This window comes from Ruegeria atlantica (genome assembly GCF_013032505.1).
In the GTDB taxonomy this organism is placed as follows: domain Bacteria; phylum Pseudomonadota; class Alphaproteobacteria; order Rhodobacterales; family Rhodobacteraceae; genus Ruegeria; species Ruegeria atlantica_F.
On record NZ_WQCG01000001.1, the window covers coordinates 1135221 to 1151695 of the forward strand.

Below are 16475 nucleotides of genomic sequence, written 5' to 3' on the forward strand. Positions count from 1 at the left end.
TTAAAACTTGCGCCAGAACTGAACCGATCGGCGCGTGGTTTTCCACAGACTGTGGCGCGCAGCGGCTTTGATCGCTTTGCACGTACCCGGTTTTAGCATTCGTTCCAGTATCAGTCCTGCGGGCATGTGACCCCGTTGATAATACCGGACGAAGTCGCGTTCTGTAAGGCCCTGGGCAGCCCTGAACCCGGTGTAATAGTTCGACCAAACACGCGCATAATCTTCGGCAGTCGCGTCATCATCGCTGGTGACGCCTCTGCCCCAAAACATGGAAATCGGATCGTCAATGCGCGAACCCTGATACCCTTCAGTCAACAGGCGCAGCATCAGATCGTAGTCGGCGGCAACGCGAAACTGCGTGTCATGACCGCCCAGCGCCATAAACACATCCCGCTTCAGCAGCACCGAGTTATGGCAGAAAGGCATCCGCTGCAGGATCGCCGTCAGCGACATCCGTTTCTCGCGGGCTTCCGACCCATCTTCAAACCGGCGCAAGGTCGATCCGAAAAGGAAATCTGGTCGCGCCGCCTCAAGCCGATCCGCTACCGTATTCAGAATGTCGTCAGCCGCCAGAGAGTCGTCCGAGTTCAGGAACAACAGGTATTCGCCGCGAGCGGCCTGCGCCCCCTTGTTCATCGCATCATACAAACCTGTGTCCGGTTCGCTGAACAATCGAGTGCGCTGGGCATCCGCAGTCAGGTTCTGCAGAAACTCGACGGTACCATCAGTCGACGCCCCGTCTTGAATGACGTGTTCAGCCCTGCTGCAATTCTGACGCGCCATACATCTGATCACCTCGCGAAAGCTGTCCTGCCGCCCTTGCGACAGCAGATCATACGTCGCGGTGATGACCGAGATCAGCGGCGCGTCCGAGGTTTCAGGCGAAGCGCTCATAGATCTCGGCGATCTTGGTAACGGCGGCTTCGGGTGGCATCTCTTCGCTTTCACCAGTCCGGCGACAAGTCAGTTCGACCACGCCGTTCTTAAGACCGCGCGGGCCGACGGTGATGCGCCAGGGCAAGCCGATCAGGTCCATGGTGGCGAACTTGCCACCTGCCCGTTCGTTGCGGTCATCATACAGCGGGTCCAGACCCAGTGCGGTCAGCGCGCCGTAGATTTTGTCGCAAGCGGCATCTGCCTCGTCATCACCTTGTTTCAGGTTGACGATACCGCAATGGAACGGGGTCACACCTTCGGGCCAGATAATGCCATTGTCATCATGGCTGGCCTCGATGATTGCGCCGACCAGACGGCTGACCCCGATACCGTGGCTGCCCATATGGACCGGTGTCGGTTTGCCATCGGGGCCTTGTACAGTCGCGCCCATCGCTTCGGAATACTTGGTTCCGAAGTAGAAAATCTGGCCAACCTCAATCCCGCGCGCGACGCGGCGACGCTCTTCAGGGACTTGATTGAACAGCGCCTCGTCATGAGTTTCATCGGTGCGCGCATATTTTGAGGTGAACTCTTCGAGGATCGCCTGACATTGCTCGCGGCTGTCGTAGTCGATCTGACGGTCCCCAAATGTCAGGTCAGTGACGGCGCTGTCATAGAACACTTCAGATTCGCCGGTATCGGCCAGCACGAGGAATTCATGCGTGTTGTCCCCGCCGATCGGGCCGGAATCGGCGCGCATCGGGATGGCCTGCAGACCCATGCGTTCATAGGTGCGTAGATACGTGACCAGATGACGATTATAGGCGTGCAGTGCGTCTTCTTTGGTCAGGTCGAAATTGTATCCGTCCTTCATGTAAAACTCGCGCCCCCGCATCACGCCGAAACGGGGGCGGATCTCGTCGCGGAATTTCCACTGAATCTGGTAAAGCGTCAGCGGCAGGTCCTTGTAGCTGTTGACGTGACCACGGAAGATGTCGGTGACCAGTTCCTCGGCGGTCGGCGTGAACAGCATATCCCGGTCATGCCGGTCTTTCATACGCAGCATTTCCTGACCGTAGTCGTCATAACGCCCGGATTCGCGCCACAGGTCCGCCGATTGGATGATCGGCATCTGAATCGCAATGTGGCCAGCGCGCGCCTGCTCTTCATGAATGATGTTTTCCAGCTTGCGCAGCACTTTGAAGCCCAACGGCAACCAGGAATAAATCCCGGCAGAGGCTTGCTTGATCATCCCGGCGCGCAGCATCAGCCGATGGCTGACGATCTGGGCCTCGGAGGGGTTTTCCTTGAGAACGGGCAGAAAGTAACGGCTGAGGCGCATTGTATGACCTTCAAAGGTAAGAATTCGACTTCAAAGCTGCTTATTCCAAAGCCCTGCCGGGGGCAATCATGCATTGGCTATTTTGCGACCTTGGGTCAGTCGGTTTTTTGATTGACCCGCCAGTTAGGGTTTCCAATTGTAGCGGGAAAGTGAATCCCATGAGGCGCCTATGCAGACAATTCAGGAACCCGCCCGTCAAATCCCTGTTGTTCACCAGACGGACGTTCTGGTCGTAGGCTCCGGCCCCGCCGGATTGGCCGCCGCTTTGGCCGCGGCGCGCGCGGGGGCCGAGGTGTCTTTGGTCGACCGGTTCGGCTGCATGGGCGGCAATATTACCGCCGTGGGGGTCGAAGGGTTCGCCTGGTACCGACACGAACAAACGGTTGAGGCAGGCGGTATCGGCATGGAATTCGAAACTCGCGCCAAGGACATGGGCGCTGCTGTGCCCGAAAGCCAGTCGCTGAGCTATGAGTTGGACAGCGAAGGGTTCAAACTGGTTGCCGACAAGCTGGTCGAAGAGGCAGGCGTTCACCCGATGCTGCACCGTCAGTTCGTCGCGCCGATCATGGATGGTGACCGGATCACTGGCATCATCACCGAATCCAAAGCCGGGCGCGAGGCCATCCTCGCCAAGGTGGTGATTGACGCCACGGGCGATGCAGACGTGGCCCATCGGGCGGGTGCACCGACCCACAAAACAGCCCGCGAAGACATGATGGCGGCCTCGGTCATGTTCCATCTCGCCGGTGTCGACAAACGCGCATTTATGGAGGGCGTCAAAGCCGACCCCCAAACCTATAAGGACTGGGGCGGCGGCGGTGAGTGGAACATCGAAACGAGCGGCAAGGAAGACGACATGTTCTCGCCCTTCGTGCACAAACCGTTTCAACAAGCCATTGATGAGGGCCTGATCCCTCCGCATCTGAACACCATTGCAGGCACCTGGGGCGCGATGCACGACACGGGCGAGCTGACCTATATGAACCTCATCCACCTCGCCGAGATCGACGGCACCGACCCCGATAGCCTGACGCGGGGCGAGATTGAGGGCCGCCGCCAGTCGATGCTTGCCATTGAGGCGCTGCGCCGGTTCATGCCCGGTTGTCAAAACGCACGGCTGCGGAACTTTGGGATGACCATCGGCATTCGCGACACGCGGAAGATCGACGCGGTCTATAACATGACTGAAGATGATGCCCGCCATCAGGGCCGGTTCGAGGATACAATCGGTATCTATCCCGAATTCATCGACGGCTACGGCATACTGATCCTGCCGACCACGGGGCGGTATATGCAGGTGCCCTATCGCTCGATGCTGCCCAAGGGCATCAAAGGCCTGCTGGTCGCGGGCCGTTCGCACGGTGCGGACAAGGTGGCCCACGCCGCAACGCGCAACATGGCCTGTTGCGCGGTCATGGGACAGGGTGCGGGAATTGCTGCAGCCTTATCGCTGAAAAGCAATCAGGACCTACACGCGATGAACCTTGCCCCTGTTCACGCGGAACTGGACCGGCAGGGCGTGAGGGTTCACTGATGCAGTCAATCCCCACGATCGACATCTCTCCGCTGCAAGACACCGCCCATCCTGACCACGATGCTACGGTCCGGAGAATTTTGGATGCGTGTACCGACATTGGTTTCCTCTCAATCACAGGAACTGGCGTTTCGTCGAACTCCGTCGATAACGTGCGTGCCAAAGCACGTGAGATCTTTGCTATCGACGAGCAAACCAAGTGGGATCAGGCCATCACCCGCAACAACTATCGCGGTTACATTCCCTTGGGCTTCTTCACACCCAATGATGGATCGGGCCAAGCGGACAAGTACGAAGGCTACAAGTTGCATTTCGAGGTGTCCGGTGACGATCCGGTACGCGAAGACTGCGCGCTTTATGGCCCGAACCTCTGGCCGGCTGAAGTGCAAGGGGCGCGTGAAGTTATTTTGGAATACTGGTCGCAACTGGATCACGTGACCAACCTGCTGCTTGGTGCGCTTGAACTGGGTCTGGGTTTGAAACCCAACATCCTGAAGAGTGCATTTGAAACACCCATGACAAACATGACGGTGCTGCACTACCCGCCGCAGGCCCCGGATGAGGAAGGGTTCGGCATCCATCCCCACAAGGACACAGATGCCCTGACCATCATTGCCCCGGACCCGGTTGGCGGGCTTGAGGTTCAAACCAGAGACGGGGGCTGGATCACTCCTGATTGTCCACCCGGCGGGTTTATCGTGAACATCGGCGATATGCTTGAGCTGTGGTCGGGTGGTCGATTGAAGTCGACGCCACACCGGGTGGTCAACCGGTCAGGCAAGGAACGTTATTCCTTTCCCTATTTCGCGGTTCCGCGCCATGACGTGATCGTCGAGCCACTGCTGCCGCCGCTACCCGGCTTTGATCGCCCTTCAGTTCATTGCGGGCATTGGTCCGCAGAAATATGGCGCACAAACTGGCCCGATGAAACCGCCACAGATGATACGCCGGAACTTGGAACGCTGGACTCATAATTCCTGGAAATCCCCAAGGCATGAACCGCTTGCATCACGGGGCTTGTTACGCCAAGAACACCGGTAAGAGCCAGAAACAAGGGGACAAGCATGGCCTTGCCGGTAAAAGATCAACTCAGATACTGGGGCGTCGCGGCTGTCATTTTTGTGCTTTGTCTATGGGCACTTGGCGACGTTTTGCTTCCATTTGTGATTGGCGGTGCGATTGCTTATTTCCTTGATCCGATCGCAGATCGGTTGGAAAATCTGGGTCTGTCGCGCATGGCGGCCACGGCCATCATCACAGTTGTCGGCATTCTGGGCTTTGCTCTGGCAATCCTGATGGTTGTTCCCGCGCTGATTACCCAGTTGATCGAGCTGGTCGAAGTTATGCCAAGCCTGTTCCAACAGCTGCGCAGCTTTATCGAACAACAGTTCCCGTCGCTTCTTGACCGCGAATCCAATTCGCACCAATTCCTTGTCTCACTGGGCGAAACGCTGAAATCCAAAACAGGCGATGTCTTGCAATCCGTCGCTGCCTCATTGGGTTCGGCGATCAACGTCGTAGTTCTGTTGGTCATTGTTCCTGTTGTGGCTGTCTACATGCTGCTGGACTGGGACCGCATGATCGCCCGGATCGGGGATCTGCTGCCGCGCGATCACGCCCCCACGATCAAACGCCTGGCCGGTGAAATTGACGCTGTTCTAGCCTCGTTCGTCCGCGGCATGGGCACGGTCTGCCTGATCCTTGGCACTTATTATGCCGTGGCGCTGATGGCGGTCGGCCTGCAGTTCGGGCTGATCGTCGGTTTCATTGCGGGTTTGGTCACTTTCATTCCCTACCTCGGCGCCCTGATCGGTGGCACGCTGGCAATTGGATTGGCACTGTTCCAGTTCTGGGGAGATTGGGCGCAAATCGGTCTGGTTGCCGGTATCTTTGCGCTGGGTCAGGTTACCGAAGGTAATTTCCTGACGCCGAAACTGGTGGGTAATTCGGTGGGTCTGCACCCTGTGTGGCTACTGCTGGCGTTGTCAGTTTTCGGCGCCTTGTTCGGTTTTGTCGGCATGTTGATTGCCGTGCCCGTTGCTGCAGCGCTGGGCGTGTTGGCCCGGTATGCCACATCGGTCTATTTGGGCAGCCGCCTGTATACCGGCCTCGAAAGCGCGGATCAGGAAGACTCGTAAGATGGCCCTTCAGCTTAGCTTTGATCTTCCGGCCAAAACTGCGCTGGGGCGTGAGGACTTTTTCGTCTCGCCTGCAAATGCACTTGCGGTTGCCATGATCTCGGCCACATCCTGGCCGGGCAACAAACTGGTGCTGAGCGGTCCTGCCGGTGCAGGCAAAACCCATCTGGCCCATGTCTGGGCGGCGGAAACAGGTGGGCGGATCATTCAGGCCACGGATGTACGGTATGAGGATGTGCCTGATCTCGCGCGCACTCCAGTCGCAGTGGAAGACGTTCCAATGGTCGCGGGCGATCCGGAACTACAAAAAACACTGTTTCACCTGCACAATCTTGTGTTGGCCGAAGGCAATGCCCTTCTCATTACGGGACGGCTGGCACCGAAATTCTGGCAACTGCCGCTCCCCGATCTCCAAAGCCGGATCGAGGGCGCACATCACGTAGCTCTGGACCCGCCCGATGACGCGTTGCTGGGCGCGGTCCTGGCCAAGCTGTTCGTGGATCGGCAACTGAACCCAAGCCCCGACGTCATCGCCTATCTGGTTAAACATATGGATCGGCGCTTTGAAACTGCGGCGAATGTCGTGGCGCAACTGGATCAGCTTGCCCTGTCGGAAAAGCGTGACATTACCCGAGCGTTGGCGGTGCGTGTTTTGAGCGCAGATCTGGATGATGTCGAATCTGGTAATTGACCCACACCCGGTCATCTCGCATTCTGCACGCGGAATATCTGGAAGAGACATGGATCAGACTGTCGTTACCGAAATCCCCGACTGGGGGCCGTTCGGAAAGCCCCTTTTTGATGACCCACAAGCCCGAGCTCTGTCGCGCGTCGGCGTGGTTGACGTCGGATCGAACTCTGTCCGAATGGTGATCTTTGACGGTGCAGCCCGATCACCGGCATATTTCTACAATGAGAAAGTGATGTGCGAACTGGGCGCGGGCCTGTCAGACACCGGGCGGCTTAACCCGACGGGTCGCAAACGCGCTCTGGCCGCTTTGGGACGGTTCGCGCTGCTCTCGGATGACCTTGGCCTGCCCGGCCTGCATGTCGTCGCAACTGCAGCCGTACGCGAAGCCGAAGACGGTCCCGATTTTTGTGCTGAGGTAAAAGCCGAAACCGGCCTGACCGTTTCCGTCATCGACGGTGATGAAGAGGCCCGCCTATCTGCGCAGGGCGTCCTGCTGGGATGGCCCGGCGCCTACGGTCTGATCTGCGACATTGGTGGGTCCTCAATGGAATTGGCCGAGATCGGAGATGGCGGCGTCGGCCGGCGTCTGACCTCGGCGCTGGGGCCGCTGAAACTGCGCGATATCAAGGGTGGTCGGCGCGCGCGCAAGGCGCACATCAAGGCCACGATGGAGGATCTGCGCGACCAGATGGGGCCACAACGGGACCGTTTGTTCCTCGTGGGTGGCAGTTGGCGAGCTTTCGCACGGCTGGACATGCTGCGCCGCGGTTATCCCCTGAACGTGCTGCACGAATATCGCATGACCACCAAGCAGGTGCGCGAAACCATTAAGTACATTGAAAAGGGTGACCCGGAAAAACTGCGCAGCAAGGCCGGCGTGTCGGGGTCGCGAATGGCACTGATCCCCTACGCGATGGATGTGCTGGCGCGGTTGATCCGCACGTTCAAACCCAAGGACATCGCCATTTCCAGCTATGGAATCCGCGAAGGCCTGCTTTACGAGCAGATGCCGCAAAACCTGCGGGACCGCGATCCGTTGATCGAAGCGAGCCGCTTTTCCGAAGCCAAAGACGCGCGCCTACCAGGTTTCGGAAAGCACCTGCTGGAATTCGTGATGCCGCTGTTCAAATCAGCGCCCCCCGCGCGAGCCCGTCTGATCAAGGCAGCCTGTCTTTTGCACGACGTCAGTTGGCGCGCGCATCCCGACTATCGCGCCGAAGTCTGTTTCGACTATGTCACGCGCGCCAATCTGGGTGGTTTGAAGCACTCGGAACGGGTGTTTATCGGGCTTGCCCTGCAGCACCGGTATCGCAACAAGCGTGAGGGGAATCGTTTTACCGCGCTGTATGAACTGCTGGACGAAAAGGACCAGAAACAGGCCGAGATTTTAGGCAAAGCCATGCGATTTGGTGCAATGCTGTGGATGCAGAATGATGCACCGATGGCGACGTTGAAATTCTATCCCAAGAAGCAACAGCTGGACCTGTTCTTACCCAATGCGGCACGCCCATTGTTCAACGAAGTGGCCGAGGCGCGGTTGAACTCGCTGGGCAACGCATTGAAGTCTGAGACCCGCGTCGTCATCCGCAAGTAGATATCAAATCTCAGTTTCGCCCTCGGGCGCGTCTTCACGCAGTTCTGGCTGCGCGTCGGGATCCTGCGGGGGCTTCTTTCGGATCAGGATGTCGCCATTGGGTAAAATCTCAGGCGCTTCATAGGCGCTCCAATCCTCGATCTCATCTGCCAGCTCGGCAAGTGCAGGGCCCATTTCCGTAATAAAGGACTGCATAGCCGGTCCAAACTGTTCGGCGAGGCCCAGCAATTCATCCAATGCAGGCTCCATCTCTTGACGCAGGCCCTCAAAGAACAGCTCTGCCCCCTGCTCCATCAGGGATTTGCTTTGGTCGTCCTCGGCAGAGGCCGGAAGGGCCATAACAATGGTCAGCGCACAGATTGGAATGAAAGGTTTCATATCGAAAATATAGGACATCTGAAACGCGGTTGAAAGGTCACAGCTCAAGGTCCAGAGTGACCGGGAAATGGTCGGACGCGGTGAGCAGCGCCTCTTGCAGGTCGCCCGCATCTCGGCAGGCCGGATCGTGATATGGATGCCAGATACGCCAATCCGGGCGGCGGTCCCTTAGCCCATCGCTAATCATAATATAGTCCAGCAACGCCTCAAGATACCCGCCACTATCAGGTCGAAAGAAGCGCGCAGTCGATGGGCCATCGCCAGGTTTGGACCTGAAAGCGGCATCTGCATGTGGGTCAAAAACCCCGGATTGAAGCAGGATCTCAACCGATGAACGGCCGAACAGGTTTTCGAATTGGTCCAGTCCGGGCCCGTCATTCAGATCACCCAGCAAGATTACCTGCTCATCAGCCGCCAGATGTGCCTTGATACGTCTGCCCAGCCAAATGGCCTGCGCCAGCTGCTTCCGGCGATTGGCAATAGAGATGCGGATAGCCTCATCCCGGCTTTCCGCCCCATGAGGCGCTTTTGATTTCAGATGCGCCCCGATGAGCCGAAAATGATTGCCGTCTTTGGTTTGGACGGCCAGCTCCATCGGCGGCTTGGAAAACTGCACCTGATCCTCGGACGCGTCTACATCGAGGTCGATATGGAAAACCTGATCGAACCGCGGCGCTTGATGACTGCCATCTTTCGGGTCATGCCGCACCGTCAGAGCGAGCGGATCATATAGCAAAGCTAGTTCCTGATGCGTATCGTTGGCAAATCCCATTACGGCTTCGCCGGTGCGCAGATCAAAAGTTTCGGCAAAGTTTTGCAGCGCGCGAACCGTGTTCTGGGACTTCCCTGTGTTTGGTGCCTCGACCACCAGAACAGCATCCGCATCAATCGCGGTCAGAACCTTGGCGATGGCCTCAATCTGCTGTGCTTTGGTGACATCGTGGCGACCCGACCAACTGTCATCAATGATCAGCTCGTCCTTACGGTCAAACAGATTGGCGAACCATTCAATGTTATAGGTCGCCAGACGCATGCCTCAGGCCTGCGCGCCATTGATTTCGTCCCAAGCGCGGTTGATATCGATCATCTTTTTCTCGGCCAGTCGCACAGCTTCTTCGGGAACCCCCCGCGCCAACATCGCATCGGGATGCGTTTCGCGCACAAGTTGCCGCCACACCTTGCGAATGTCGGGCAGCGGCATGTCCCGTGGCACTCCAAGAACCGTATAAGGATCGTTGGGCGCATCAGGTACAAACCTTGCACGCAAGGCCATGAACTGCGCATCGGTCTGGCCGAAAATCTGGCTGACCTCTTCTAAAAACTCGTTTTCATTGGGATGATAGAACCCGTCCGCCATGGCGATGTGGAACAGCCCTTCCATCAGGTCACACAGTGTGGTGCTATCCTCGGAAAACATTCGCGCGATCTTGCGGGCGTAATCCTGATAACCCGCGACATCTGTACGGGCCATGTTGAACACACGCGCCGCGCCTTCCTCGTCATCACGCGCGATCTGGAATACGTCGCGAAAAGCGGTGACCTCATCTCGCGTCACCTGCCCATCCGCCTTGGCCATTTTCGCACCCAAGGCGATTACAGCGATAGTGAAGGCCACCGACCGTTCGGGTGGCGAGCGTAGCTTTTCAAAGACTGCGGTAAGGCTTTCACCCTGGGCAAGCGCGCTCAGCGCATCGGATATACGGATCCAGATCGACATGAGCGCACCCTAGCGCCACAAATCGCGACTGTCAGGTGCAACAAAACCGTCGGCGGCAAGAATTTTCTGCATCAGAACAAGGTCCAGACGTTTTCCCCATTTGAACCCAACCTCGGGCATGCGTCCAACTTCGGAAAAACCCAAGGCCGTATGAAATAAAATCGCCCCCGGGTTGGCCGACGAAATGCCGGCAACCAGCACATGTATTCCCTGGGCCCGGGCGGCGGCCTCAAGCGCCTGTATCAAAGCCCGCCCCATGCCCTGTTCGCGCGCATCGGGGGACAGTTGAACTGTCAATTCGCAGCATTGCGCATACCCAGGACCAGATCGAAAAGGGCCATAGGTGGCAAATCCAAGAACTTGTTCATCTCGTTCAGCCACAAGAAACGCCGGACCGCGTGTTTGGATATCATAGGCAATGCCGTCTTCACCGCGTTCGTCGGTTGTAAAGGTAATAAGTGTGTCGCGGATGATTGCGTTAGTGATAGCGGCAATCGCTTTGGCATCCGCAGCTTCAGCTTGCCTGACCCTCATCCCAACACGCGCTTGCCATGGGGTGTTTCAAACTCTGCTCGCAAAGCGGCGGGGCCGGTATCGAAAACCACGGCGTCCATTTCGCCTAGAATCCTCGCCAGCTCCAACCCGTCCGGATGAAAAACAACCAACCGATGCAAACGGCAGCCACTATCCTGCAGCATGCTCGCAGGGTGCAGGTCACCGTGCCACTGAATAAGTGCCGGAAACAGATTGTCGAAGGGCAGACGCCCGTTTGGCGGAACCGCCATCTGCCAGCGCAACGCGCCCCGGGCCAGATCAATCGGATGCCCGACGCCATCGGGGAAAGCGGAAAGGGAGGCAGAAATGTCCGGCACCCTGCAAATCCAGTTGGTAAGCCGGGGCGCGCCCTTGAACCGGTCCAGATCGAACCATCTGGTTCTTTGCGGGTTCGGAGCCTCCGGGTCAATTGCGATGGCCTCTAGGTACAGGCCATCCCGCAGCCCCAAAAGACGATTGTAGGTGCCGAACCTTTCATGCTTGCCGCCCGCTTGCAGCGTCACGCCCAACGCCTGTTCGATATGATCCGACGCCTCCTCGAGCGTTTCGCCCGCAACGGCCAGATGATCCAGTAACACGCAGCGCCTCCTATGAAAAACGACCAGACCCAATTGGGTCTGGTCGCATTTTTTCCTCAAAGGCGGGGGATCACAAGATTTTTCGAAGAAAATCTTTGACCGCTTCAGCCTTTCGCTTCACCGATCAGCCGCAATATGTCCTGTGCGGCCTCAGGGATATTGGTGCCCGGGCCAAAGATCGCTTTGACACCGTGATCGTAGAGGAATTGATAATCCTGTTGCGGGATAACCCCGCCACAGATCACCAGAATATCCTCGGCACCGGCCTTTTTCAGTTCTTCGACCAGTTGCGGTGCAAGCGTCTTGTGACCTGCTGCCTGCGACGAGATGCCGATGACATGCACGTCGTTATCCACAGCGTCCTGAGCTGCCTCAGCCGGGGTCTGGAACAGTGGGCCAACATCCACGTCAAAGCCGATATCCGCAAAGGCGGTTGCGATTACCTTGGCGCCACGGTCATGGCCGTCTTGGCCCATCTTGACCACCAGCAGGCGTGGGCGGCGGCCTTCGGCCTCGGCAAATTCTTCGATGGATTTCTGGATCGCAGCAAAGCCTTCATCGCCTTCGTATGCCGCGCCATAGACACCGGCCAGTGTTTTCACTTCGGCGCGGTGGCGGCCGAATTCTTTTTCCATTGCCATGCTGATCTCTCCTACGGATGCGCGGGCACGGGCGGCCTCGACCGCAGCAGCCAGCAGGTTTCCACCCTCGCGGGCGGCCTTGGTCAGAGCATCCAGCGCCTGTTGGCAGGCAGCCTCGTCTCGGGTTACACGGATACGTTCCAATCGCGCGACCTGAGCTTCGCGCACGGCCACATTGTCGACGTCCAGAATGTCGATCGGGTCTTCCTGTTCCTTGCGGTACTTGTTGACGCCGACGATCACCTCGTCACCCCGGTCGATCATGGCCTGACGGCGGGCGGCGCTTTCTTCAATCCGCAGCTTGGGCATACCGCTGGCCACGGCCTTGGTCATGCCACCCATCTCCTCGACCTCTTCCATCAGGGCCCAGGCTTTTTCGATCAGCTCATTGGTCAGGCTTTCGATGTAATACGAACCGGCAAGCGGATCGACCACGTCGGTCACGCCGGTTTCCTCTTGCAGCACCAACTGCGTGTTCCGCGCGATGCGGGCCGAGAAGTCGGTCGGCAGCGCAATCGCCTCGTCCAACGCGTTTGTGTGCAGCGACTGAGTGCCGCCCAGAACCGCGCTCATCGCTTCATAAGCGGTGCGGATCACGTTGTTGTAGGGGTCCTGTTCCTGCAAGCTTACGCCAGACGTCTGACAGTGGGTGCGCAACATTTTGGAGCGTTCGGATTTCGCACCAAAATCGGTCATCACCCGGTGCCACAACGTGCGCGCGGCGCGCAGCTTCGCGATCTCCATGAAAAAATTCATTCCGATGGCAAAGAAGAAGGACAGGCGGCCAGCAAACTTGTCCACGTCCATCCCCGCCTGCGTCGCCGCACGGACATATTCGCGACCGTCGGCCAGCGTATAGGCCAGTTCCTGCACGAGGTTCGCCCCAGCCTCTTGCATGTGATAGCCCGAGATCGAGATCGAGTTGAATTTCGGCATCTCGTTCGAGGTAAACTCGATGATATCCGAGATGATCTTCATCGAAGGTTCAGGCGGATAGATATAGGTATTTCGCACCATGAACTCTTTCAGAATATCATTCTGAATGGTGCCAGACAGAACAGATTTGTCGTGCCCCTGCTCTTCGCCTGCAACGATGAAACTTGCCAGGATCGGGATCACTGCGCCGTTCATGGTCATCGAGACCGAGACCTTGTCCAGCGGAATACCGTCGAACAGGATCTTCATGTCCTCGACGCTGTCGATGGCCACACCGGCCTTTCCCACGTCACCAACCACGCGCGGGTGGTCGCTGTCATAGCCGCGGTGTGTCGCCAGATCGAAGGCAACTGAGACACCCTGTTGGCCAGCCGCCAGGTTGCGGCGATAAAACGCGTTTGATTCCTCAGCGGTCGAAAACCCTGCGTATTGGCGGATCGTCCACGGACGCCCGGCATACATCGTGGCCTTCACACCGCGTGTAAATGGACCGAACCCGGGCAGTGACCCCATATGCGGCAGCTCAGCCGTGTCTTCCTGCGTATAGAGTGGTTTGACGTCGATACCTTCCAAAGTCTCCTTCGTCAGGTCGTCCAACGGGCGTCCGCGCAGCTCTTTCTCGGCCAGCGCCTGCCAGTCTTTCGTATCGGTCATTGCGATTTCCTTTTCTCAATTCGGGTCGCGAACAGGCTGCACCTGCGCGTTTTGACGTTCCATGTCGTCCGCTGCGGCGCGTGCGAACGCGATATTTTGAAGCTTGTGTGCATTTCGCCGGTCGCATTCACCGGCGTAGGGGCTATATTCAAACGAACAGGAGGCCCCATGACACGAACGCTTGCCCTTGTTTTATCGGCACTATTCCCGCTGGCCGCGATGGCCGCTGACGGGGCTGCGCCCGCTGAGGACGAGTTCGTCCGCCCGGCAGGGGACAGCGAACTCAGCGAATTCTTGTGGGTCAACCGACCCATCGTCGTATTTGCGGATACCCCCGCCGATCCAAGGTTCCAGCAGCAGATCGACATGCTGGTCGAAGGCGAAGCGGCCATGCGGGATCGCGATGTCGTCGTGCTGACTGATACAGATCCGTCGGCCAAGTCCCCGATCCGGTCGCAATTGCGACCGCGCGGGTTCCAGATGGTGTTCGTCGACAAGGACGGTGTTGTCAAACTGCGCAAACCATCTCCGTGGAGCGTGCGCGAAATTGGCCGTTCCATCGACAAGACGCCCCTGCGCGAACGCGAAATCCGAGAACGGCGCGAGGGCGGCTGAACGCTTTCGCCACGCCCCAACTCCCCGGCGGAGAACGCCGGGACACGATGGGGATATGACAAAAGCGCTTTCATGATCACTCGAACTCGATGATCACTTCATCCACGGCCAGGTTGTCGCCGGGGCCAGCATTGATCTTCGCGACCACGCCCTTCTTCTCAGCGCGTAGGATGTTTTCCATCTTCATCGCCTCGACGGTACACAGGGCCTGACCTTCCTGGACCTCCTGCCCCACTTCGACGTTGATCTTCACGATCAGGCCCGGCATCGGGCAAAGCAACAATTTCGAGGTATCGGGCGGCAGCTTTTCGGGCATCATACGGGCCAGCTCGGCCTGACGCGTAGTACGGACATGGACCTTAAGATCCGCGCCCCGGTTGCGAATTCGGAACCCGCCCGAGATTTTACCGACCTTCAGAACCAGTGGGCTGCCATCGACGTCCAGAACCGCCAGTTGATCTCCGGGTGTCCAGTCCGAAGTGACCCGCATGGTCGTATCGTCCGAGAATGTCACGGTTGCCCCATCCCGATCCGCATCGATCTCAACTGCATATTCCTGCCCTTGCAGGGTAACGACCCAATCAGAGCCGACCTTGCGTTCATGATTGTCCATCCGGCCAGAAACGCGGGTGCGGCGAATCTCGGCAACGCGGTGCATCGCGGCACAAGACGCGGCGATGCGGCGCAAGTCGGCCTCGGGAAGTTCAACGCCTTCGAACCCGTCAGGATATTCCTCGGCGATAAACGCCGTGGTCATGTCACCGCTGACGAATTTCGGATGGTCCATCACAGCCGATAGGAAAGGCAGGTTGTGGCCGATGCCTTCGACCTCAAAGCTGTCGAGCGCCACGCGCATCGCTTCGATCGCCGCCTCGCGGGTCGGCGCCCAGGTACACAGCTTGGCGATCATCGGATCATAGTACATGCTGATCTCGCCGCCCTCATAGACGCCGGTATCGTTCCGTACAGCTGTTTCACCTTCGGGCGCTTCGCCCTGCCACTTGCCGTTAACCAGCAGCGGGCCAGAGGCAACCTCCTGCGGCGGACGATAGCGGGTCAGACGTCCAATCGATGGCAGGAAGTTGCGATACGGATCCTCGGCGTACAGGCGGTTTTCAATGGCCCAGCCGGTCAGTGTCACGTCGTCCTGCGTGATTGTCAGCTTTTCGCCCGCTGCGACGCGGATCATCTGCTCGACAAGGTCAACACCGGTGATCAGTTCGGTGACCGGATGTTCGACCTGCAAACGCGTGTTCATTTCCAGGAAGTAGAAGTTCTTTTCGCCATCAACGATAAACTCAACCGTACCAGCGCTGGCGTATTTCACAGCCTTGGCCAGTGCCACGGCCTGTTCGCCCATCGCCTTGCGGGTGGCTTCGTCCAGGAACGGCGAAGGCGCCTCTTCGACCACCTTCTGGTTCCGACGCTGGATCGAGCATTCACGTTCGCCCAGATAGATTCCATTACCGTGACTGTCGCACAAAACCTGAATTTCGATGTGCCGTGGCTGGGTCACGAATTTTTCAATAAAGATACGGTCATCACCGAACGAGTTTGCCGCCTCGTTCTTGGACGACTGGAAGCCCTCGCGCGCTTCTTCGTCATTCCAGGCGATCCGCATACCCTTGCCACCGCCGCCGGCGCTGGCCTTGATCATGACCGGATAGCCGATTTCGTTGGAAATCTTGACGGCCTCGTCGGCGTCCTCGATCAGCCCCATGTAGCCGGGAACGGTCGAAACGCCCGCTTCCTGGGCGATCTTTTTCGAGGTGATCTTGTCACCCATGCTTTCAATTGCACCAACCGGGGGGCCGACAAAGGCGACGCCTTCAGCGTCAAGCGCCTCGGCGAACTTGGCGTTCTCAGACAGGAATCCATAACCGGGATGAACAGCCTGCGCGCCGCTTTGGCGGATGGCGTCCATGACTTTGTCTATCACGATGTAGGACTGGTTCGCAGGCGGTGGGCCAATATGCACCGATTCATCCGCCATCGACACATGCAAGGCGTTCTTGTCTGCGTCCGAATAAATGGCGACGGTGCCAATACCCATCTTGCGGGCGGTCTTGATGACCCGGCAGGCAATCTCGCCCCGGTTTGCGATCAGGATCTTGTTAAACATGGAACGTCCTTTGGCTTGATGTTCTGAGAACGCAAAACGCCGCCGCAGGGAGCACTCCCCACGACGGCGTAATGCGCGATGACGGTCGGGACGACGCGCGCCCC

Annotated in this window: 15 protein-coding genes; 6 read left to right on the plus strand and 9 right to left on the minus strand. The window is 58.2% G+C overall.

Going from position 1 to position 16475, the window contains the following annotated elements; genetic code table 11:
* Window positions 1-894 (minus strand): glycosyltransferase family 2 protein, encoded by an 894-nt coding sequence (locus tag GOW92_RS05550; RefSeq protein ID WP_170558682.1) that lies wholly within the window; start codon window positions 892-894, stop codon window positions 1-3.
* Window positions 878-2218 carry a proline--tRNA ligase gene (proS, locus tag GOW92_RS05555; RefSeq protein WP_170558684.1) on the minus strand — a complete coding sequence of 447 codons (1341 nt, stop codon included), beginning with the start codon at window positions 2216-2218 and terminating at the stop codon, window positions 878-880. Before proS ends, GOW92_RS05550 begins: the two co-directional genes overlap by 17 nt.
* Window positions 2219-2387: 169 nt before the next feature.
* Here proS and GOW92_RS05560 point away from each other — a divergent pair, with 169 nt between their 5' ends.
* The 5 genes from GOW92_RS05560 to GOW92_RS05580 all read left to right on the plus strand — a co-directional run bounded on the left by GOW92_RS05560 (window position 2388) and on the right by GOW92_RS05580 (window position 8175).
* Entirely contained in the window at window positions 2388-3752 is a 1365-nt protein-coding gene (locus GOW92_RS05560) for an FAD-dependent oxidoreductase (protein WP_170558686.1), read from the plus strand.
* Complete coding sequence (locus GOW92_RS05565) at window positions 3752-4726, plus strand: isopenicillin N synthase family dioxygenase (protein ID WP_170558688.1); 975 nt, start codon at window positions 3752-3754, stop codon at window positions 4724-4726. The genes GOW92_RS05560 and GOW92_RS05565 overlap by 1 nt, the downstream gene beginning before the upstream one ends.
* Before the next feature lie 90 nt (window positions 4727-4816).
* Window positions 4817-5890, plus strand: a complete 1074-nt coding sequence (locus GOW92_RS05570) for an AI-2E family transporter (protein WP_170558689.1) — start codon at window positions 4817-4819, stop codon at window positions 5888-5890.
* Between the two features lies 1 nt (window position 5891).
* Window positions 5892-6581, plus strand: a complete 690-nt coding sequence (locus tag GOW92_RS05575) for an HdaA/DnaA family protein (protein WP_170558691.1) — start codon at window positions 5892-5894, stop codon at window positions 6579-6581.
* A gap of 49 nt (window positions 6582-6630) precedes the next feature.
* Window positions 6631-8175 carry a Ppx/GppA family phosphatase gene (locus tag GOW92_RS05580; protein WP_170558693.1) on the plus strand — a complete coding sequence of 515 codons (1545 nt, stop codon included), beginning with the start codon at window positions 6631-6633 and terminating at the stop codon, window positions 8173-8175.
* Between the two features lie 3 nt (window positions 8176-8178).
* Here the strand turns inward: GOW92_RS05580 and GOW92_RS05585 are convergent, their stop codons facing one another.
* The 6 genes from GOW92_RS05585 to scpA all read right to left on the minus strand — a co-directional run bounded on the left by GOW92_RS05585 (window position 8179) and on the right by scpA (window position 13634).
* Window positions 8179-8571, minus strand: a complete 393-nt coding sequence (locus tag GOW92_RS05585; RefSeq protein WP_438826301.1) for a hypothetical protein — start codon at window positions 8569-8571, stop codon at window positions 8179-8181.
* A 19-nt stretch (window positions 8572-8590) separates the two neighbouring features.
* Window positions 8591-9586, minus strand: a complete 996-nt coding sequence (locus GOW92_RS05590) for an endonuclease/exonuclease/phosphatase family protein (protein ID WP_170558696.1) — start codon at window positions 9584-9586, stop codon at window positions 8591-8593.
* Window positions 9587-9589: 3 nt separating this feature from the next.
* A complete protein-coding gene (locus GOW92_RS05595) occupies window positions 9590-10270 on the minus strand; it encodes a molecular chaperone DjiA (protein ID WP_170558697.1) in 681 nt (226 codons plus the stop codon).
* 9 nt (window positions 10271-10279) lie between these two features.
* Complete coding sequence (locus GOW92_RS05600) at window positions 10280-10804, minus strand: GNAT family N-acetyltransferase (protein WP_170558699.1); 525 nt, start codon at window positions 10802-10804, stop codon at window positions 10280-10282.
* A complete protein-coding gene (locus GOW92_RS05605) occupies window positions 10801-11403 on the minus strand; it encodes a VOC family protein (RefSeq protein WP_170558701.1) in 603 nt (200 codons plus the stop codon). The genes GOW92_RS05600 and GOW92_RS05605 overlap by 4 nt, the downstream gene beginning before the upstream one ends.
* A 104-nt stretch (window positions 11404-11507) precedes the next feature.
* On the minus strand, window positions 11508-13634 hold the full coding sequence (gene scpA, locus GOW92_RS05610) for a methylmalonyl-CoA mutase (protein ID WP_170558703.1): 2127 nt from the start codon (window positions 13632-13634) through the stop codon (window positions 11508-11510).
* A gap of 168 nt (window positions 13635-13802) precedes the next feature.
* Between scpA and GOW92_RS05615 the strand changes: the two genes are divergently transcribed.
* Window positions 13803-14249, plus strand: coding sequence for a DUF4174 domain-containing protein (locus GOW92_RS05615; RefSeq protein ID WP_170558705.1), 447 nt, complete (start codon window positions 13803-13805; stop codon window positions 14247-14249).
* A gap of 76 nt (window positions 14250-14325) precedes the next feature.
* On the opposite strand, the gene GOW92_RS05620 is transcribed toward GOW92_RS05615, so the two are convergent.
* Window positions 14326-16371 carry an acetyl-CoA carboxylase biotin carboxylase subunit gene (locus tag GOW92_RS05620; RefSeq protein ID WP_170558707.1) on the minus strand — a complete coding sequence of 682 codons (2046 nt, stop codon included), beginning with the start codon at window positions 16369-16371 and terminating at the stop codon, window positions 14326-14328.
* Between the last annotated feature and the right edge of the window lie 104 nt (window positions 16372-16475).